This is a genomic window from Chitinophaga nivalis (assembly GCF_025989125.1).
Lineage (GTDB): Bacteria > Bacteroidota > Bacteroidia > Chitinophagales > Chitinophagaceae > Chitinophaga > Chitinophaga nivalis.
This window is the reverse complement of sequence record NZ_JAPDNR010000001.1, coordinates 2,759,601-2,781,022: the sequence shown is the minus strand read 5'-3', so window position 1 is coordinate 2,781,022 and position 21,422 is coordinate 2,759,601. Positions and strand designations below refer to the sequence as shown.

Genomic DNA, 21,422 nt, shown 5'->3' with positions numbered 1-21,422 from the left:
ATTTTGCCGTATGCATCCAATTAAAAACAGCTGGAAGGTAGCGGTGCTGGATATGTATGAAGGTGTGCCGAATGAAGGTATGCGCTGTATCCGGGAGATATTGCTGCAATATGCCACCATGCACGCACTCGACCTGCAATTTGATGAATTTGAAGTACGGCAGCAACAACAGGTGCCCGACACTTCCTACGATATCTATATCTCTACCGGCGGCCCTGGCAGCCCGGTAGACAGCGAAGGAAGTGATTGGGAAAAAGCCTATTTCTCCCTCGTGGAAGCACTGCTCGAATGGAATCATACCCAGGCACAAAAGAAACCCATGTTCTTTATCTGCCATTCCTACCAGATTATGTGCCGTTATTATAAACTGGGGAATGTGTGCAAACGTAAATCCCCCGCATTCGGGGTTTTCCCGGTACATAAAACAGAAGCTGGCCTGCAGGAAAAAGTATTCGGTGCACTCCCCGATCCTTTTTACATTGTAGACAGCCGTAACTGGCAGGTGATAGAACTGAACTACGACAACCTGGCCGCCATGGGCGCTCGCGTATTGGCGCTGGAAAAAGAAAGGCCACACGTGCCGCTGGAACGTGCTACCATGGCCATTCGCTTCAACGACCACTTCATAGGTACCCAATTTCATCCCGAAGCCGATGCTGCCGGTATGCACATGTATCTGCTGCAGGAAGAAAAGAAAAAACAGGTCACCGATCATCACGGAGAGGAAAAGTACAACAGTATGATTCAACAACTCACCGATCCCGATAAGATCATGCTCACCCATGACCGCTTCATTACCGCTTTCCTGGATTATGCCATCTATGGCTGCCTCTCCGACAGACTGGCGGCTATTGAACGACTGGAACAGGTAGCATCGCATACCGACAACGAGCACTCGTTCTTTTAATTTGTACCTATTATGATCACTGCTATCAGAACCTCCTATAATCAACAGTTTACCCCGGAAAAATATCAGCAATTCCTGGCAGGCATTGCGCAGGATGCAGGCATCAGTCCGGCTTTCCGCGTAGCGGAAACCCCTGTCTTTATACCGGCTGATCTCACCGGTAAACTGATACAGGTATGTGAGGAAATCGTCAATGTGTTATTGCGCCCCGACTTTAAAACCATTACCCGCGATGCTATACCCGCTGCTCTAAAAGTGCCGCGGGAAAATGATCATCCGCATTTTATCGTCATCGACTTTGCGGTATGCCACGCGGAAGATGGCTCGCTGGTGCCCCAGCTGATAGAACTACAGGGTTTTCCCACCATGTACGCTTTTCAGGAAGTGATGGCCCGGCAGTTCAAAACACACTTTGATATCCCGGCATCTCTCTCCAACTTTTTCAATGGTCTGGATGAAACAACCTATTACCAGCTGCTTCGCGACGTAATTGTGGGCGATACAGCACCGGAAGAAGTGATTCTGCTGGAAGTAAAACCGGAAGAACAAAAAACACGCATCGATTTTCATTGTACGGAAAAAGCGTTGGGTATTAAAACTGTCTGTCTGACAGCATTGATACAGGAAGGAAAACAATTATTTTATCTGAGAGATGGCGTCAAAACGCCCATCCGCAAAATATATAACCGGATTATTTTTGACGACCTGCAAAGACAGGCAGACAGTCTCGGTGAATATGTCAACCTGTTTCAGGATCTTGATGTGGAATGGATCACCCATCCCAACTGGTTTTACCGCATCAGCAAATACATCATGCCTTTTATACACAGCGAATATGTGCCTAAAAGCTGGTTCCTGCATGAACTGCCGGTGATTCCCACAGACCTGGAAAATTATGTATTAAAACCTTTGTTCTCTTTTGCCGGACAAGGCGTACTGATAGATGTTACGCAGGCTGATCTGGATAATATAAAAGATCCGGAAAACTGGATACTGCAACATAAAGTAAAATATGCGCCTGCTATCGCTACTCCTGACGGCCCTGCCATCTGTGAACTGCGGATGATGTATGTATGGCCGGATGGCGCTGCCCGGCCGATGCTGGTACATAACCTGGCCAGAATCAGTAAAGGGAAGATGATTGGCGTAGGATTTAACAGCCAGGATACCTGGGTAGGTGGCAGCTGTTGTTTTTTTGAGCAACCATAAAATCTTATCTGCATAAAAATAAAGCCCGCTGGTAACAAGATCATTGTTATCTGCGGGCTTTATCATTTATCAGATGGGTTGAATATACCAACGCTGATTGGCCACTCCGGCATACGTCCACTGCACTACTTTACCACCATTATCCTGCGAAGCGCCATATACGTCCAACGCTTTATTGCTGTGACGACTCAGCAACCTGAATGAACCATCCCCGTTGGCTTCCACTTTCCATTGCTGGTTACCAACACCCGCGAAGGCCCACTGTACCACCTCTCCGCCATTATCCGTAGCAGCGCCGTACACATCCAATACTTTACCACTGTGCACACTGGCAATTTTATAGAAACCATTTCCCAGGTACGTAAACACCCATTGCTGGTTTCTCACGCCGGCATACGTCCACTGTACAACAATACCTCCATCAGCTACAGAAGCGTTATATACATCCAATGCCTTGCCGCTATGAACACTGATTATCTTATAGGTCCCGTCGGGAACAGGGTTGGTACCACCGCCATTGTACAGATAATTCAGGGCAATGATATCATTGTTGTTAAAAGGCCGGTTGCTACCAGACCCTATACAGGCCAGCATCCAACTGTTGGGATCTTCTGCGGCAGGCGTACCCGGAATATTGATTGCCCCTACGCCGGCATCGCCTTCATTGGGATAGGGCGACCAGCCGCAGCTATACGTGCGATTAAAATAATCCGTATGACGGAAACCAATCGTATGCCCTATTTCATGGGCTATCACGGTTGCCAGATAGTTTACATCCGGACTACTGCCCAATCCATTGGCATCGGCATTCAGCTGAATAGGGCTGGGCGGATTACCGCTGCTGTTGGGAAATCCGGCAGAGCGACCTAACACACCAGATCCCAGACTGGCGTACTCAATATTTACCTGACCACCACCGGCCACCCGTTGAAAGGTAAGCTGCAGTCCCAATGCGTTGTAACGTGAGATAGCTATATCGGTAGCTGTTGCATAAATAGCCGGTAGATTCGTTACCGAAATAGTAATCACCCGGGGTAAACCGGTGATCAGATTGTTCGTCCGGTATTGTTCACTTTTGGCTATACGTAAAAGCGGAGATGGGGTAATACTGGTTTTAACCAATGCTTCATCCGACAAAAAAATATCTCCTTCCGCAATATATCCACCGGGTGTTTTTTTCACATCAAAAGTACTATAACCCAGTTCTTTGATCTTTAACAAAGTGCGCTCCGGAATACCCATGTCACCCGGTACTGCCGGCCGTGACTCCTTTTTACAGGATTGAAAAACCAAGCTACCGGCTATCATCACCAGACATGCGATGATTGTATGTGTATATTTCATAAATGAAAAATGATTAGGGGATCAATAACAAGGGACTAAAGCACAGGAGGAATCCTCTGATTCCTCCTGCTGTTATAAAAGATAAACTTATTTTACATAGCACCACACCATCAGATAGGCTGAATATACCAACGCTGGTTATTACCTCCATGAGCAGTCCACTGCACTACATTACCACCATCATCCTGCGAAGCGCCATATACATCCAGCGCTTTATTGCTATGACGACTCAACAGGGTAAATGAACCATCCCCGTTAGCTACCACTTTCCATTCCTGGTTAGGGCCGCCATGGGAAGTCCATTGTACCACATTCGCACCATCATCCACAGAAGCGCCATACACATCCAATGCCTTACCGCTATTGATATTGGTGATCTTATAATAACCATTTCCCAGGTACGTAAATGTCCATTGCTGATTCGCCCCGTCATGGTAAGTCCACTGTACCGCATCGCCGCCATCATCCTGAGAAGCGCCATAAATATCCAGTGCTTTACCGCTGTTAACACTGATCACTTTATAGTTGCCATTCGCAACAGGATTGGTACCACCGCCACCATACAGGAAGTTCAGGGCCACCACATCATTGTTGTTGAAAGGCCGGTTGACGCCGGAGCCTATACAAGCCAGCATCCAGCTGTTGGGATCTTCGGCGGTAGGCGTGCCGGGAATGTTGATCGCACCAACACCAGCCTGGCCTTCGTTCGGACTGGGTGACCAGCCGCAGCTGTAATTGCGGTTAAAATAATCGGTATGACGGAAACCTATAGTATGGCCGATTTCGTGAGCAATAACCGTAGCCAGATAATCCACATTCGGATTACTACCCAGGGCATTCGCATCTGAATTCAGCTGAATAGGACTGGGTGGATTACCACCGCTGGTAGGAAAGCCGGCAGAACGTCCTAATACACCCGCACCCAGGCTGGCGTATTCAATATTTACCTGTCCGCCGCTGGCCACCCGTTGAAAAGTGAGCTGGAGGCCCAATGCGTTGTAGCGTGCAATAGCAATATCAGTAGCGGTTGTATAGGTACCCGGCAGGTTGGTCACGGAAATCGTGATCACCCTGGGCAAACCTGTGATCAGATTCGTAGTCCGGTATTGTTCACTTTTGGCAATACGTAAAAGCGGAGATGGGGTAATACTTGTATTAGCCAATGTTTCGTCTGACAAAAATATATCCCCTTCGGCAATATATCCGCCAGGTGTTTTTTTCACGTCATAAGTACTATATCCCAGTTCTTTAATCTTTAACAAGGTGTTCACCGGGATACTACTATCTTCCGGTAACACTGGCTGGGATTCCTTTTTACAGGATTGAAAGATAAGACTGCCTGCCACAACAGCCAGGCATAAAATAAATTTACATTTCATAAGTAAACATTTTGGTTGAAGAATGGTAAAGAGCAAATGACCAGCGCACATCAGGCATTTGTAACGCGCGCCGGTTTTTATAATAAGCAACGTCTGGCTGCATACTGCCATCACGATCAGGCAGGTTGTATATACCAACGTTGATGGGTGCCACCATTAGGTGTCCACTGTACAATTATTCCGCCGTCATCCACAGATCCGCCGTACACCTCTACCGCTTTATTTGAATTACGGCTTAGTATCGTGAAAGTTCCGTCTCCGTTTGCCACTATTTTCCATTGCTGATTCAGCGCATATCCATAGGTATACTGAATAAGATCAGCCCCATCATGCAGATAAGCGCCGGCTACATCCGTAGACTTTCCACTATTCACATTGATCATCTTATAGTAACTCCCTCCCAGGTAAGTAAATACCCATCGCTGACTGGCACTGCCCGAACTGGTTTGCTGAATGATACGGGGACCGTCTGTAGTAGCCGAACCCGCTACATCCAGCGCTTTCCCGCTTTTGACATTAATTACTTTATAAGTACCGTTCGCAATAGGTGCAATATTGGGGCTACCATACAGATACTTCAATGCAGCCACGTCATTGCTGTTAAAGGGACGGTTAACACCCGTGCCAATACAGGCCAGCATCCAGCTGTTGGGGTCTTCTGAAGCAGCAGTACCGGGAATATAAATAGCACCCACTCCTGCATCTCCTTCATTGGGGCTGGGTGACCAACCGCAACTGTAATTGCGGTTAAAATAATCCGTATGCCGGAAACCAATCGTGTGGCCAATTTCATGGGCGATGACCGTCATCAGGTAATCCCGGTTGGGATTACTGCCCAGTGCATCGGCATTCGAATTCAATAAAATAGGGCTGGGTGGATTGCCGCTGCTGGTAGGGAAACCGGCGGAACGCCCCAATACACCGGCACCCAGATTGGCATACTCAATATTAATATCTCCCCCACTCGCTACCAACCGGAAGTTGATTTGTAGCGCGAGGTCATTAAAACGCCCCAATGCCGCATTGGTAGCATCCGCATAAATAGCGGGGAGATTAGTCACAGATACGGTAAATGTCCGGGGTAAACCTGTAATCAGGTTATTGGTACGGTATTGCTCACTTTTAGCAACCCGTAAAATGGGAGAAGGCGAGGCAGCTGTTTTGGCCAATTCCGCATCTGATAGAAAAATATCTCCTTCCACGATGTAGCCGCCGGACGTTTTCTTTACATCATAGGTACTGTATCCCTGGGCTTTGATTTTTAACAGGGTAAGCTCCGGAATAGCCACGTCTGTGTCAGCAGCTGGCTGTGATTCTTTTTTACAGGCAGGCAACACCAGGCCACTTGCCAACAGGAACAGGTAAAGCACTGTTTTTAAACAGGATTTCATGCAGATAGTTTTGGATGAATAATAACTAGAAGGAAATCACCACCAACATCCTGGCATAACATATATTCGTACGATTGTACCAGGGCGGGTACTTCAACAGATTTTACCTTATCCGGGAAAACACCGGCATAACGATGCCGGTGTTTTCTGTAAAGCAATTACACACCTATATACTGTCAGTTTTTTTCACAGGCATTTACCAACAGTTTTTAAGTGCTTAATATAAATAATTCAGGGCGGTGATGTCGTTTGCATTAAACGGCCGGTCTACGCCATTGCCTATACAAGCCAGCATCCAGCTATTAGGATCTTCTTTGGTAGGCGTACCGGGAATGTTGATCGCGCCTACACCCGCATCTCCTTCATTTGGAAACCAGGACCAACCACAGCTATAGTTACGGTTAAAGTAGTCGGTATGACGGAATCCAATAGTGTGGCCAATTTCATGTGCAATTACAGTAGCCAGATAATTTTGGCTGGGGTTACTGCCTAATGCATTGGCATCAGAATTCAGCTTGATAGGGCTGGGAGGATTCCCGGCGCTGGAAGGGAATCCGGCAGATTGTCCGAGGATACCGGAACCCAGGCTGGCATACTGGATATCCACTTCTCCGTTGCTGGATACCCGTTGGAGGGTAAGTTGCAGCCCCAGTGCATTATAACGTTGGATAGCAATATCGGTAGCAGTACCATACGCAGCTGGTAAACCGGTTACAGATATTGTAATCACACGTGGCAAACCACCAATGACGTTGGTTGTCCGGTATTGTTCACCTTTGGGAACACGCAGGATAGGCGTGTTCAGCGCAACTTTGTCCAATGCTGCGGCAGAAAGGAAAATATCTCCTTCTACCAGATAACCATCTGTGGTTTTCTTCACATCGTGTGTACTATACCCCTGTGACTGAATTTTGGCTAGTACGGTTTCAGATATGGCATCTGGTTGGGCTGCTGATGATGTAGCATCTTTTTTACAGGATTGGAAAATACAACTGCCGGTAACTACGACCAGGCACACCAGTGATTTAATAGGGAGCTTCATAATGCTAGATTTTGGGTTTTATAAATGGTTAACTAAATCCTAAGGGTAAAATATGTTTTGATTTTGGTATGATTAAGCCTGTTTCCATAACAGTGCAATAACGGGATGACAGCGCGCAAGAGAATAATTAAGACCACATAAAGTTAATCCGGCTGACCGAAATTGTTTAGCAGTCGCAGGAGCTTCTATAACATGATAACATAAAAAAAGGCGCCGGGACATATGTATCCCGGCGCCTTTCCGCTAATAATTGTCTACTATAGCTATTACTTTATTTTTCTGGCAACATATTCTTCATATTGTTTTTCCGTCCAGAAACCAGACAGTAACGGGCCGCTCTGATATTCATTTTTGGTACCTACGCCAATGGCCACTTCTCCATTGAAGTTGCTGTTGGCAATAATGTAAGGCAATCCGTACTTCTGTTTTGCCGTGAATAATACGGAGATCTCCGCACAGGAAAATACTTCTGTTTCATCGAGTACGATTTCTCTGTTATTATCCAGTACATTTTCTGTTTTGGCATTAAAGGGTTCCCCCTGTGGCAGGTAAAGTTTTTGCCCTACATACGTTTTTTTCAGCCATTCGTAATACCCGTTGAGTACTACTGGTGCATTGCTCAGGTTATTGGCATATACCTGGTAATACAGCGATTTGTAAGCATCGTCCAGCAAGGTAAATACCCACAGGGTTTTCCCGGATTCTTCTTTTTTGTCGCAACCAATAATCTTAAACGATTTATTTTCCAGGGCACGGTAAGGGGTATATAAGCGTCCGCCTTTTAATACGCTTTTGTAGGGAATCAGTACCCCGCCTTTTTTATACACGTTTTCCAGCAGGGAATCTTCTGAGTTTCTCACCTGTCTGTTCGGATTCAGTTTCAGAAAGGTAATCGTTTGCCCCACGAGGGTCATAGGGGCAATGTCATCAGATAAGCGCTGAAAAGCCATGCTGCTGTCGTAAGCTTTCTGCACCGACTTTTTTTCCGTTTCACGGTAACTGATCTGGGCTGTAGCGCTAAAGGCCATAGCTAACAGCAAATACAAGGATAGGTATTTACGTATCATAAGAATAAAATGTTTACAAATATAAAACGGCTTAGGTAATTGCAAATTACAAATACATTGCGTCCTGCTACACTATCTTCGTAAGAATATTTAAATTTATGCCTGTACGCCAACTTAATACCTATCCTTATGTTTAATAACCTGGCCATAGATGTTGCATTGGGCCTGATCTTCATCTACCTGTTATATAGTTTACTGGCATCTATCCTGCAGGAACTACTGGCCCGTATTTTCAACACCCGCGCACGTTTACTTACCAAGGGATTAAGACGGATGCTGGAAGATGATGACCATAGTACCGAACTGGGTGTTTTTGGAAGATTTACTTTTTTCAACTGGATCTATGAACTCGGGTGGAGTGTTGTTTATTTCTTCAGTCCTTTTTATCGCAGTCCGTTCCTGAAAAAATTTTATGCCGCTCCTGCTATCACTTTTCTGGGTGAGAACAGTGCCCGGGCCCGGCCGGCTTATCTGAGTCCGAAAACCTTTTCACAAACCATCGTGCATTTGTTGCGCAGCAGCAACAACGACACTTATGATACCGATTCCGCTGCCCTCAAAGCAGCGCTACTACATAACCAGCTCCTGTTACCACCGGCTACCAGGGCACATATGGAACAGCTTTTTGAAGATGCCGGCCAGGATGTAAAACAATTCCGCATCCTGCTGGAAGACTGGTTCAATGAAACCATGACCCGCACCAGTGGCTGGTACCGCAAACAAACACAAACCTGGCTGCTGGTGATCGGATTAGGTATCGCCGGATCTTTTAACGTGGATTCCATCGCCATCGCCCGTATCCTCATGAAAGATAAAACCGTACGGGAGCAGATGGTACAGCTGGCAGCCAGCCGGAACCCGGGTTATACCCCTATAACCGATACGCTTATACGTAAAAATATGCTGCACCGGGATAGTGCTTACTATCGTCAGGATACGGCTATCCGTATATTCGTTACCGATACTACGCTGATAGGCGTATATGCACAGCTGCGCAACGATGCCGGCGAAGCCCGGAATGTACTGGGTATCAGCCGTCAATGTGTGCAGGATACCAGCAGCGGACGCCTGATCATCCGTTGTGGCTACACCCATCCCTATCAGCAAAACGGCTGGCTGATACTGGCCGGCTGGTTTATTACCGCACTGGCCATTTCGCTGGGAGCGCCTTTCTGGTTTGATTTACTGGGCAGGGTGGTAAAATTCCGTACCACCGTACCACCCAACAGTACTACTACCAATAACGGACAACCGCAACAATTAGTGTAATTTTGTTTATCCTCCTTTACATTTTAAAAGATCTCGCATGAAACGTACGAATTACTCCTCCGGCGCTGTCTGGGAAAATAAAGTCGGCTATTCACGGGCAGTAAGAGTGGGCAATGTGATTGAAGTATCCGGTACAGTAGCTACCGATAACGATAAAGTAGTGGCGCCTGGCGATGCGTATGAACAAACCCGGTTTGTACTGGCTAAAATTGAGGTAGCCCTTATCAATGCCGGCGCAACTTTACATGATGTGGTACGTACCCGTATGTTTGTAACAGATATATCCCGATGGGAAGAGTATGGACGGGCACACGGAGAATTTTTTCAGGCCATCCGGCCGGCCACTTCCATGGTGGAAGTGAGTAAGCTGATAGATCCGCAATATCTGGTAGAAATAGAAGTAACGGCGATTTGCCGGGATGGAGAAACGGGCAAATAAATGTGGAGAACGCCCTGTCAGAGACAATGTTAAACAATTTCCGGAGTAGCAATCTGCTATTGCTACTCCGGGAAAAGATTTATTTGCTGTAGAGGTTCTGCCAGTTCAGCATACCTCCTACCAGGTTCTTTGTATTGGTAAAGCCTAAAGTATCCAGGATCATACAAGCCTGTCCGCTGCGGTTACCGCTACGGCAGTATACAATCAGTTCTTTTTCCTTCAACGCTTCCAGTTCATCTACCTGCATTAATTGTATCTGGCCCAATGGTACAAGTACGCCACCGATGTTGAAGTCTGCATGTTCATGTGGTTCCCTTACATCTACAATGTGAAGTGCTTCCCCATTATCAATGCGCTGTTTCAGCTCTTCTGCTGTTATGTTCTGCATGTTATAAAGAATTTAATATCAATTTACGTCATTTTCTGCTATTCTTCCGCAGCCGGAGGCGGAGCAATGCTGTCTGTTACCGGTTTGGTGGCGGATAACCAGAAATCCACACTCTCACCCGCTCTTACCATATTGAAGTCGCCGATCTCGTTTTTACGGGTAGGCACCTGCTTGATGATAAAGGCATTGGCAGTGTCTTTTACATTCGGATCGATGATCACCGTACCCGGATTCAGGTTGCTGGCATTCAGCATCTCTCTGGCTTCTGCATAGGTAAGTCCCACGAAATTAGGTACGGGGTTCTCAATGCTGCCGGTACCACTACTCAGGATGAGGGTAATGTTGCTGCCTTCCGCTACCGGGGTACCGGGTTTTATTTTCCGGCCGTTCAACAGTTGCTGTAAAACGGTATTGGTGGCAAAGTCCGGTTTATAAATAGTATCTCCTACATTCAGCCGCATGCTTTTCAGCATCATTTCGGCGCTGCGGAAAGTGAGGCCTTCGAGGTCCGGCATTTTGACCATCGGCGCCACCATTTTGTTAACGGTCAGGTAGATGGTTCTGTTTACCTTCACCTGTGCGCCCTTATCCGGCGTTTGTGCGTATACTGCCAGCGGGGGCAGGGAATCCACATAAATAGAGTCTCTCACATCTGCTTCAAAACCCAGCCGCTCCAGGGTGGCAATAGCTTCTTTCACATTTTTGCCCCTTACATCCGGTACCGTCAATTGTTGTCCATGTTTGGTAATAACACCCAACATAGAGAAGAAAAGCAGTGCCAGTGCAAAAAAGAGGGCAATAACTACTAACAGGTTAAATCCAAATGAGCGCTTGGTAATAAAGTCAAACACGATAATTTTATTAAGTGTGATGGTTTATAATCATGATGCAGGAAAACCAGATCGCCCACCCATATACAAGAGCGGCGATTGTTTTATTCCGGCATTACTTGCGTAAACATTCTTCCAGCAATGCACCGTAAAATGCCTCCAGGGTATTGCCTGCGGCTCTTACCTGCTGCGGTACCAGGCTGTTTTCAGATTGCCCCGGCATGGTGTTGGCTTCCAGGAAGAACAACTTACCGGTGGCTTCTTCATAAATAAAGTCGATCCGCACAATTCCCTTACAATTTAGTTTATTATACAATGCGGTGGCAGTTTCCTGTACCAGCCGGGTCACCTCGTCAGCAACGGGGGCCGGGGTAATTTCGTTGGAAACACCGGGTACATATTTCGCTTCGTAGTCAAAAAACTCCTTGCTGCTTACCACTTCGGTAATAGGCAATACCGTCAGGGTGTTATTGGTACGATAAAGTCCGATCGTTAATTCACGGCCTTTGATAAATTCTTCTATTAGTACCTGGTTATCTTCCTGAAAAGCTTTTTCAATAGCTGCAGGTAATTCCTCCGCGGTTTTCACCTTGGACATACCGATGCTGCTGCCCCCTTCTGCCGGTTTAACAAAAACGGGTAAACGCAGTTGCTGTAAAATGCCGGCAGTATCAAAAGCCTGATCCCGGAAGATGTGTGCAGATTTGGAAACATTTACCACATCCAGTGCGGCTACTATTTTATTACAATAGCTTTTGTTGAAAGTAATGGCAGAAGTAACCATACCGCAGCTGGTAAACGGAATACCCAGCATTTCAAAATACCCTTGTAAACGGCCATCCTCTCCCGGCGTGCCGTGGATACCAATGAATACCGCATCAAATTGCACCTTGGTACCCGCTATCAATAAAGAAAAATCATTTTTATCTATTTCATATACCTGACCATCTGCTGCAGTATAGCTCCAGCTATCCCTGGTGATAATGATCTTGTAAACTGCATATTTGCTGCTATCCAGGTTTTTTTCTATGGTAACGGCGCTCTGTACAGATATTACATATTCACCGGAATACCCTCCGGCTACCAAAGCTATGTTCTTCTTCATAAGATGTTTTACAATAAGCGGGTAAAGTTAAAGGTTATTTGTTAATTGTCAACTGCCCCCACAGGTGCGCCTTTATGTTTACAGGGAGGTGGGGCAACGGGCCGGTATAATACAAAAGAACCGTTCTGCCAACGGCCGGAACGGTTCCTGATTAAGCTTCCTTGTAGCAATGAGATATGATCAGATATGCAGTTTTTCCTTCTTACCCATCAGCTCTTCAACTGTTTCCTGGTACATTTCATCGGGTACGCAACAATCTACCGGACATACTGCCGCACATTGTGGTTCTTCATGAAATCCCTGGCATTCTGTACATTTGTTCGGCACAATGTAGTACGAATCAACGCTGATCGGTGCATTACGCTGATCGGCATCCATTTCCGTACCGTCCATCAATGTATAAGGCCCTTTAACAGTGGTTCCATCAGCCATGGCCCACTCTACACCGCCTTCGTATATCGCATTGTTGGGGCATTCCGGTTCGCAGGCGCCACAGTTAATACATTCGTCTGTTATCTTAATTGCCATAGTGTAAAATTTTTGTTTAAGTAGTAAGCCATTAATTTTGTGGACAAAAATAAAATTTCCCTAATTAATTAAGTCAAATATTTATACAGTTTCATGAACATAGCAGAAAAAGAGGCCGCACTGGTGCGCCTGGGCCAGTATCTGGCGGGCAATAGCCCTGAATTGGAGGCAGTAAAGGAACGTGCCTATATCGCTAATGGATGGTTTACCCCGGACTTTATTAACCAGGCGCTGGATAATATTTCCCGGTATTTCCTGGCACCTGCTGCCCTGCAGCAGTGGCTGGCACAATATCCGGCCGCTGCCCGTGAAACTGCTCCCAAAACAGTAGGCATTGTGGCGGCAGGCAACATTCCGCTGGTTGTTTTTCACGACTGGCTCTGCGGCTTTATCAGTGGCCACCACATCAAATTAAAGCTTTCCGGCAAAGATGAAGTGCTGATGAAACATATACTGGCGAAAATGGAGGAATGGTATCCGGAGGTGGCTCAACAAACCGTGGTACAGGACATGCTGAAAGACTGCGACGCCTATATTGCCACCGGTAGCAACAACTCTTCCCGGTATTTTCACTACTATTTTGCCAAATACCCGCATATCATCCGGCATAACCGTACTTCTGCCGCCCTGCTTACCGGTACCGAAACACCGGCACAACTGGAAGCCCTGGCAGATGACATCATGCAATATTTCGGACTGGGTTGCCGGAACGTAACCCGGATAGGGGTACCCGAAGGATATGACTTCACCGCCCTGCTGACGGCGCTGGATAAGTACAAACACCTGGCAGACCACCACAAATACAAAAACAACTACGACTATAACCTGGCGCTGTTGCTGTTGAACAGCAGTCCTTACCTGACCAATGGCACCCTCCTGCTGCGGGAATCGGCAGAACTGTTTTCGCCGCTTAGTGTGCTGTACTACAGCTACTATCAGGATATGGCCAAAGCCCAACAGGAGCTGCAACAAAACGAGGTGCTGCAATGCCTGGTAGGTTCGGCCTTTACGCCTTTCGGGCAGGCACAACAGCCTTCTTTAAGCGATTATGCCGATGGTGTGGATACCCTCGCATTTCTGTTGTCGTTATAATCCCGCACGCATCTGCCGAAAGAACCGCCGGGTTACCATCCGGCCCCCTCTTCCGGCAGATGCATATGTAATTTTGTCAGCCTTTCAATAAAAATCTGTTAAAGTGATTTGCCCCTATTGCCTTTGATTCTTCTCCGTGATTAAATTTGTAGTAAAGGCATATAAATTGATCGTATCCCAATATTATTAGCCTCATACATAATTGACCATTTAGTATTCGTTAAAGCTAAACACACTATAATATGAAATTCAAGCAAATTGTTGCAACTGTCGTTATCAGCACTGTGACTGCCGCTGCCTCCATATTTGTGTACAGCAAATATTTTCAGCCAAGGCAGGCAGGTAATTTTCAGAACGGCTCCGATGCCATCCCTGTAAACTATGCGCGTTTCATGCCCGGTGCAGACAAAGGCGCCAACGTTACTCCCCCTACCGATTTCACTACAGCCGCTAAAACAGCCGTTCCGGGTGTGGTACACATCAAAACAAAAATCAATCCCCGGCAGGTAACCAATGGTAATAACCTGCAAAGAAGACGTAGCATCCTCCAGGATCTTTTTGGAGATGAATTTTTCGGAGATGAATTTAATGGTGGCGGAGATGGCCGCCGGTATTATGTTCCGGGCCAGATGGCTTCCGGTTCCGGCGTACTGATTTCCGACGACGGCTACATCGTTACCAATAACCACGTAATTGCCGATGCAGACGAGATCACCGTTTCCCTGAGCAACGAAAACAAAACCTATAAGGCTACCCTCGTTGGTACGGATCCCAGCACCGACCTGGCTGTTATTAAAATAACCGCCAAAGGCCTGCCCTACCTGTTGTACGGCAACTCCGACAATGTGGAAATCGGTCAGTGGGTACTGGCAGTAGGTTATCCGTTAAACCTGGATGCTACCGTAACAGCGGGGATTGTAAGTGCCAAGTCCCGGTCTATCGGTATCAACAAAAGCGGCGGCAAAATCAATAGTGCCATCGAATCCTTTATCCAGACAGATGCTGCTGTTAACCAGGGTAACTCCGGTGGTGCACTGGTGAATACCGCCGGTGAACTGGTGGGGGTCAACTCTGCGATCGCCTCCCCGACCGGCTCCTATGCTGGTTATTCCTATGCTATTCCGGTGAACCTGATCAAAAAAGTGGTGAATGACATCCTGAAATACGGCAATGTACAACGGGCTTACCTGGGTGTACGTTACGCTTCCCCATCTGCAGTAGCCGCCATGAGCGATGAACAACTGAAAGAGATAGGCATCAGCCGCGATGTAAACGGCGTGCAGATCACCGATGTAATGGCCAACAGCTCCGCTGCCGTTGCCGGACTGCGTAGCGGGGATGTAATCACCCGGATTAATGGCGTGAATATTCCCGGTCCTTCCCAGATGAGTGAGCAGGTAGCCCGCTACAAACCGGGAGACAAGATCAGTATTACCTACCTCCGTGGCAGTAAAGAGATTACCGCAGAAAACGTGGTACTCCGCAACCTGAAAGGCAATACAGACCTGGTAAAAATCACAATCCTGGACCGCCTGGGTGCCGACTTCACCGACCTGGATAAAGAGGAAGCGGCCCAAATGGGCATACGCGGTGGCGTGAAAGTAGGCGATATCGGTACCGGTATCATCAAAAAACAAACCACCATGCTGCCCGGCTTTGTGATCCTGAAAGCAGGCAATACGACCATTACGTCCACAGATATGCTCAGCAGCATACTGGACAAACAAAAAGCTATTCAGCTGATCGGCTTCTATCCGCAAAGAGGCAGCAATATCTATTACTATAACATCAATACCGGCGGCGGCACAGAAAACCTGTAACCGGTACTTATATAAGACTAAAAGAAAAGTCCCGTTCCTGTTACAGGAGACGGGACTTTTACTAAGTCAATACTGGTAGTGTATGAAAAGACGGAACCAGCAATCATCTTTTATCTATGAAAACCCATAATCAAAATAATGTAAGTATATCAGATTCTGTTACACGATCTCGCAAAATGATAAATTCATACAGGGAACGCGCAAAAAAGCCGGTTAAGCGCAAGGCCACCGGCTGAAATATGGTATAAAAAAAATTGATTAAAGGTTAATCACCCCTTTTAACTGGGTAAAGAATTCATCCTTTTTACGGGAAGAGATGGGAATATTTTTCTGATCACTCATCACCACAGCAGTACCCAATCCTTTAATGATCTTGACAATATGGTGAATATTAATGAGGAAAGATTTGTGTACCCGGTAAAAACCTTTATCGGATAACATCTCTTCATATTCCTTCAGTGATTTGGAAATCAGGTGCGATACATTGCTGATCAGCTGTATTTTGGTATAGCTGTCGAATGCTTCACAATAGACAATGTCTTTCAGATCAATCACATTATAGCCGTCGTTTACCGGAATAACGATCTTAGAGAAGGCGTTGTCATTGTTCTTTACATAATCCTTCAGGATAGAAGCCAGTTCGTTGAGACGGCCTTTTTTACTTTTTTTCACCTTTTCCAGCGCATCTTCTACCTCGCTCACCTTAATAGGTTTCAGCAGGTAATCCAGGGCCGCAAACTTAATAGCTTGCAGGGCATACTCCTGGAATGCGGTGATAAAAATGACTTCGAAATTAAGAACCGGAAACATTTCCAATAACTGAAAACCATTGTGAGGTGGCATCTCAATATCCAGAAACAATACGTCAATGGGGTTGTTCTTAATCATTTCTGCCGCCTCATTGATATTCTGCGCCTCTCCAACTACTGTTACATCTTTACAATAGTTCTCCAGTATATTGCGTAAAATATGAATGTTGCGGACTTCATCGTCTACAATGGCAGCTTTTATATTACTCATAACATCTTAACAATGGGAATCAGTATTTCAACTAAGGTACCTTCCTTATTGCCGAAACCAGATTTAAATTTATCAATAATTTCTAACTTTCCAACACTTCCATTAAAAGATTTTATAATCTGCAAGCGTTCTTTAATCACGCTCAATGCAGTGGATTCGTGTTTTATCAGTCGTGCGCTTTTTATACTATTGGACTTATCCCAGCCTATTCCGTCATCATCCACAGAACAATATAACAGGTCGTCAACCATTTCCAGCCTTATTTCCAGATAACCGCTAATGTTTTTGGGGGCTAATCCATGTTTGATGGCATTCTCTACTATCGGTTGTATGATCATGGGCGGAATATAGACGGTATAATCTTTCAAAGCCTCCTCCATGATAAAGTGATAAGTAAACGAATGCGCAAACCTGATTTTCTCCAATTCCAGGTAGCGGGTCAGAAAAGCTATCTCTTCTTCCAGTGAAATATACGATTTCCTGGAATTATTGAGCATTTGCCGCATCAAGGTAGCAAAATCCGCCAAAAAGTTAAGCGCCTGTTTTTCTTCTTTTTCCAAAATCAGGTGCTGTACGGAGTTCAGCGAGTTAAAAATAAAATGCGGATTCATCTGATTGGTCAATGCTTTGGCCTCCAGTTCCGCGATACGCCGGTTATATTCGGTCTTTCGCTTCTCTGCCTGTTTGATACGCTTGATAATAAAGCGCAATACTGCCAGAATCACCAGCAACCCTACCAATAGCAAAATCCCCCTGGCCCACCACTCCTGGTACCATCTGGGCAGGATATGTACATTCACTGCCAGCGGCGGCGACCAGCTGCTTTTATATTTCCGGGCCCTCACCATCAGTTTATAGGTACCGGGCTGCAGGTCCGGAAACGGAATGATATTAGACATGGTGGTGACCCAGCCACTGGTACTATCTCCGGAAAAATTATACTGATACTCTACCAGTTCAGGTAAATCAAAGACAATCGTACCGAATTCGGCTTCAAAAGAAGCTTTCCGTTTAAAAAGATGTTCAAAGGAAGTAGCCGGCAGGAAGGTGCTGTCGCCATACCGGATATAACTCAGGTAGATGACCGGCGGCACAGTATCCTGTGGGATATGATCACCATCAAAATAACAAAGGCCATTGGAGGTAGCAATATACAGTTTGCCTTTATCGGCAAACACACCCCGTATATCGTCCGACATCAGGCCATCATTGGAAGTGATGTTGCGGGTAATAGACTGCTGCGTTACATTAATCACCGATACGCCTTTATTGGTAGCTACATACAGCCGACCCACTCCATCGTAGTACAGTTGCTGACAGATGTCGCTGGCCAGGTTGTTGGCGGTAGACAAGTGTTTGACTACAGAGTCGCCATGCATCACATAAATGCCCTGGTCACTTGTACCAATCCACAGATAACCATTGATCCATTTCAGGTCTTTGATGCTCAGTTTAAATAACTTGCCGGCGCGTATACGTTCCAGCCGTTGCAGGCTGTCGCTGCTGTAAAACAGGCCACTGTTGGTGCCTACGTAATAGGCGGAATCATTAATACACGCAATGGAAGTAACCAGCAGATCGAGATCGCCGATGGTATAATCATCCAGGGCAATAACCTGATTCTGCGCAGCCATTCTGATTTTCCCGGAAGAAGATACATCTACATCCTTCAGCATCTTTACCGCTTTCAGGGGTGAAGAGCGTTGGGTAACGGTATTAAAGTTAAAGAGTCCATTATCGGTGCCGATAATGACATTATTATCTTTATAAGGCAGAATAGACAATACACTGTTACGGCCGGAAGTGGTATCCAGGCTGAAAGTGCGGATCGTGCCATTGTTATCCAGGGTATTGAGGATACCTGCATTCTGTCCGATCAGCAACAAGTTGGTGGATTGATCCTTGAAGATGCTGAAAATAGAATGGGAATACAGACCGTTGGTATTATCCAGATAACCGAAATAAAAATTTTTATAGGGGATATTATATACGCCGTCGCCGAAAGTAGTGATCCAGATGTTACCATCCCGGTCTTTCAGGATGGAGGTGATATAGTGGTTGTCCAGCAGTTTCACCAGTTTCCTTTCTCCCCTGAAATATCCTTTCAGGTAATAAAGGGCCCGTTGGGTACCTACCCAAAGGTTATCATTATCTACACATACATGGCTGATCTCATCGCGGATACCCCAGTCGGATCCGTTGAAAAAGCAGATGGCTTCCGCAGCCGTATAGGAATACAATGCGTTGCGGAGAATAACAATGGCGTTGTTGCGGATACGGGTGTTAAACGCCGGATCATCGAGCGGATAAGGAGATACCGGAAAAATGCGTTGCCCGTTGTTATCCGGGTCTTTGAGACTGTTGACGTGAAAAGAACGTTGCAGCGGATGATAGATATCACTATTCTTTATCAGGAAAAAAAGACCTGCGCCGGAAGCGTCCAGCCGGTCATAAACCGTTTTTTTACCGGTATACTGTATAATGCGGTTATTGGTATTCAGGAACCAGACCACGCCTGCCTTACCTTCAAAAGCATACTGCATATAGTGGCTGCGGCTGTCGAATACCAGGGTGGGATCATTGTCTTCCGTATGGATAACGGACTTGTAGTAATAGGAAGGTTTACCGTTCAGGGTGGTGAACCAGATGCGTCCTTCAGAATCTGCGGACAGTTTAATCACATCATTATCTGTGAGACCGTCTTTTTTGGAGTAATTACGGAAGCGTTTTCCGTCGAATTTACTGGCGCCGGTGGGAGTAGCAAACCAGATAAATCCGTCTTTATCCTGCACAGCAGCGTACACTGTTGCATTTGCCAGTCCATCTTTCACATTATAGTTACGGATCATCAGGCCCTGGGCGTGGATAGCCCCGGCCGTAGAAAAGATAACCAGCATCCATAACACTATGTAACGGATAAAGGGCATTGAATTGTATTAATGATTTACTTCCAGGTATCGGATCAGATGTAGTAACAAATTCCGTCAGGCATTTCGTATAACGAACGGATAAAAAGGTGAAGATTTCCCGTAAGATCTTCCCGTTATACAAAATGCCTAACCGGTCATTGCGTTATTTAATTAATAAGCCCTTGCAAACAACACTCTTTCCTTAGACGGTTTACCGGTAAGGATACAAGTACCTGCTTCCTGCGGATTATTGAGCGGTATGCAGCGTATGGTCGCTTTGGTACGGTCTTTAATCTGCTCTTCTGTTTCCGGTGTACCGTCCCAGTGAGCAGCTATAAAACCACCTTTTTCATCCAGTACCTTTTCGAATTCCTCAAAGGTATCTACGCGGGTAATGTGGCTGTCGCGGTAAGTTTTGGCCCTGTTAAAGAGATTGAGCTGGATTTCTTCCAGTAATTCCAGGATGCGTGTTGGCAAACCATCCAGGGAAAGGCTCATTTTTTCTTTTGTATCGCGGCGGGCAACTTCCGCTACGTTGTTTTCCAGGTCTCTCGCACCGATGGCAATACGTACCGGTACGCCTTTCTGTTCGTATTCAGCGAATTTCCAGCCTGGACGGTTATTATCGGAATTATCGTATTTCACGCTGATACCGGCCTTTTTCAGTTCTGCCACGATTCCATTTACTCTTTCATCGAGGGCAGCTTTCTGATCAGGTCCTTTATAGATCGGTACAATAACTACCTGTACAGGTGCAATTCTTGGTGGCAGTACCAATCCTTCATCATCACTGTGCACCATGATCAGCGCACCGATCAGGCGGGTAGAAACACCCCAGGAGGTAGCCCACACGTACTCCAGTTTATTCTCTTTATTGGAGAACTGTACATCAAAAGCTTTGGCAAAGTTCTGGCCCAGGAAGTGGGAAGTACCTGCCTGTAAAGCTTTACCATCCTGCATCAGCGCTTCCACGCAATAGGTATCTACGGCGCCGGCAAATCTTTCGCTGGCGGATTTTACACCACGGATTACCGGAACAGCCATGAAGGTTTCTGCGAAATCGGCGTAGATGTCCAGCATCTGTTCAGTTTCAGCAATGGCTTCTTCTGCAGTAGCGTGTGCGGTATGTCCTTCCTGCCACAGGAATTCTGCGGTACGCAGGAATAAGCGGGTACGCATTTCCCAACGAACTACGTTGGCCCATTGGTTAATGAGCAACGGTAAGTCGCGGTAAGACTGTATCCAGTCTTTATATGTATTCCAGATGATGGTTTCAGAAGTAGGGCGAACGATGAGTTCTTCTTCCAGTTTTGCTTCCGGGTCTACTACTACGCCACCGCCATTCGGGTCGTTTTTCAGGCGATAATGGGTCACTACAGCACACTCTTTTGCAAACCCTTCCACGTGTGCGGCTTCTTTGCTGAGGAAGCTTTTAGGGATGAACAGCGGGAAATACGCATTCTGGTGACCGGTTTCCTTGAATTTGCGATCCAAAACATCGCGCATGGCTTCCCACAGGGCATAGCCATATGGTTTTATCACCATACATCCGCGCACGGCAGAGTAGTCTGCCAGGCCGCCTTTCAATACCAGGTCGTTATACCATTTTGAATAGTCTTCCGAACGGGCTGTGATCTCTTTACTCATAAAAAATATACCTAATTTATATGTATTTGTTTTTCA

18 protein-coding genes are annotated in these 21,422 nt (G+C 46.3%); 6 read left to right on the top strand and 12 right to left on the bottom strand.

The annotated features are described in order from the left end of the window. The first annotated feature begins 10 nt into the window (after positions 1-10). Together OL444_RS11390 and OL444_RS11385 are read left to right on the top strand one after the other, a co-directional pair. Positions 11-907: a type 1 glutamine amidotransferase gene (locus OL444_RS11390; protein ID WP_264733080.1), complete on the top strand. Its 897-nt coding sequence runs from the start codon at positions 11-13 to the stop codon at positions 905-907. Between the two features lie 12 nt (positions 908-919). Then, complete coding sequence (locus OL444_RS11385; protein WP_264733081.1) at positions 920-2,116, top strand: hypothetical protein; 1,197 nt, start codon at positions 920-922, stop codon at positions 2,114-2,116. A gap of 69 nt (positions 2,117-2,185) precedes the next feature. Here OL444_RS11385 and OL444_RS11380 read toward each other — a convergent pair whose 3' ends face one another. The 5 genes from OL444_RS11380 to OL444_RS11360 all read right to left on the bottom strand — a co-directional run bounded on the left by OL444_RS11380 (position 2,186) and on the right by OL444_RS11360 (position 8,339). Then, positions 2,186-3,460 (bottom strand): M57 family metalloprotease, encoded by a 1,275-nt coding sequence (locus OL444_RS11380; protein ID WP_264733082.1) that lies wholly within the window; start codon positions 3,458-3,460, stop codon positions 2,186-2,188. Between the two features lie 110 nt (positions 3,461-3,570). Continuing rightward, the gene (locus OL444_RS11375; protein WP_264733083.1) at positions 3,571-4,839 is read right to left on the bottom strand and encodes a M57 family metalloprotease; all 1,269 of its coding nucleotides are present in this window, start codon (positions 4,837-4,839) and stop codon (positions 3,571-3,573) included. 116 nt (positions 4,840-4,955) lie between these two features. After that, on the bottom strand, positions 4,956-6,230 hold the full coding sequence (locus OL444_RS11370; protein WP_264733084.1) for a M57 family metalloprotease: 1,275 nt from the start codon (positions 6,228-6,230) through the stop codon (positions 4,956-4,958). Between the two features lie 217 nt (positions 6,231-6,447). Next, complete coding sequence (locus tag OL444_RS11365) at positions 6,448-7,272, bottom strand: M57 family metalloprotease (RefSeq protein WP_264733085.1); 825 nt, start codon at positions 7,270-7,272, stop codon at positions 6,448-6,450. A 266-nt stretch (positions 7,273-7,538) separates the two neighbouring features. Continuing rightward, positions 7,539-8,339 (bottom strand): hypothetical protein, encoded by an 801-nt coding sequence (locus tag OL444_RS11360; RefSeq protein ID WP_264733086.1) that lies wholly within the window; start codon positions 8,337-8,339, stop codon positions 7,539-7,541. Positions 8,340-8,468: 129 nt separating this feature from the next. Here OL444_RS11360 and OL444_RS11355 point away from each other — a divergent pair, with 129 nt between their 5' ends. After that, positions 8,469-9,608 (top strand): hypothetical protein, encoded by a 1,140-nt coding sequence (locus tag OL444_RS11355; protein ID WP_264733087.1) that lies wholly within the window; start codon positions 8,469-8,471, stop codon positions 9,606-9,608. Between the two features lie 37 nt (positions 9,609-9,645). After that, the gene (locus OL444_RS11350; RefSeq protein ID WP_264733088.1) at positions 9,646-10,047 is read left to right on the top strand and encodes a RidA family protein; all 402 of its coding nucleotides are present in this window, start codon (positions 9,646-9,648) and stop codon (positions 10,045-10,047) included. A gap of 79 nt (positions 10,048-10,126) precedes the next feature. Here the strand turns inward: OL444_RS11350 and OL444_RS11345 are convergent, their stop codons facing one another. The 4 genes from OL444_RS11345 to OL444_RS11330 form a co-directional block, all read right to left on the bottom strand. After that, positions 10,127-10,435 carry a rhodanese-like domain-containing protein gene (locus tag OL444_RS11345; RefSeq protein WP_264733089.1) on the bottom strand — a complete coding sequence of 103 codons (309 nt, stop codon included), beginning with the start codon at positions 10,433-10,435 and terminating at the stop codon, positions 10,127-10,129. A 38-nt stretch (positions 10,436-10,473) separates the two neighbouring features. Continuing rightward, positions 10,474-11,286, bottom strand: coding sequence for a PASTA domain-containing protein (locus tag OL444_RS11340; protein WP_264733090.1), 813 nt, complete (start codon positions 11,284-11,286; stop codon positions 10,474-10,476). Between the two features lie 94 nt (positions 11,287-11,380). Next, a complete protein-coding gene (locus OL444_RS11335; protein ID WP_264733091.1) occupies positions 11,381-12,370 on the bottom strand; it encodes a D-alanine--D-alanine ligase in 990 nt (329 codons plus the stop codon). 180 nt (positions 12,371-12,550) lie between these two features. Continuing rightward, positions 12,551-12,898: a 4Fe-4S dicluster domain-containing protein gene (locus OL444_RS11330; protein ID WP_264733092.1), complete on the bottom strand. Its 348-nt coding sequence runs from the start codon at positions 12,896-12,898 to the stop codon at positions 12,551-12,553. 93 nt (positions 12,899-12,991) lie between these two features. Here OL444_RS11330 and OL444_RS11325 point away from each other — a divergent pair, with 93 nt between their 5' ends. Both OL444_RS11325 and OL444_RS11320 read left to right on the top strand, forming a co-directional pair. Then, entirely contained in the window at positions 12,992-13,990 is a 999-nt protein-coding gene (locus OL444_RS11325; protein ID WP_264733093.1) for an acyl-CoA reductase, read from the top strand. A gap of 242 nt (positions 13,991-14,232) precedes the next feature. Next, positions 14,233-15,810 carry a trypsin-like peptidase domain-containing protein gene (locus tag OL444_RS11320; protein WP_264733094.1) on the top strand — a complete coding sequence of 526 codons (1,578 nt, stop codon included), beginning with the start codon at positions 14,233-14,235 and terminating at the stop codon, positions 15,808-15,810. Between the two features lie 258 nt (positions 15,811-16,068). On the opposite strand, the gene OL444_RS11315 is transcribed toward OL444_RS11320, so the two are convergent. The 3 genes from OL444_RS11315 to proS all read right to left on the bottom strand — a co-directional run bounded on the left by OL444_RS11315 (position 16,069) and on the right by proS (position 21,386). Next, positions 16,069-16,830 (bottom strand): LytR/AlgR family response regulator transcription factor, encoded by a 762-nt coding sequence (locus tag OL444_RS11315; protein WP_264733095.1) that lies wholly within the window; start codon positions 16,828-16,830, stop codon positions 16,069-16,071. Beyond that, entirely contained in the window at positions 16,827-19,727 is a 2,901-nt protein-coding gene (locus OL444_RS11310; RefSeq protein ID WP_264733096.1) for a sensor histidine kinase, read from the bottom strand. Before OL444_RS11310 ends, OL444_RS11315 begins: the two co-directional genes overlap by 4 nt. Positions 19,728-19,910: 183 nt before the next feature. Further along, positions 19,911-21,386: a proline--tRNA ligase gene (proS, locus tag OL444_RS11305; protein WP_264733097.1), complete on the bottom strand. Its 1,476-nt coding sequence runs from the start codon at positions 21,384-21,386 to the stop codon at positions 19,911-19,913. Between the last annotated feature and the right edge of the window lie 36 nt (positions 21,387-21,422).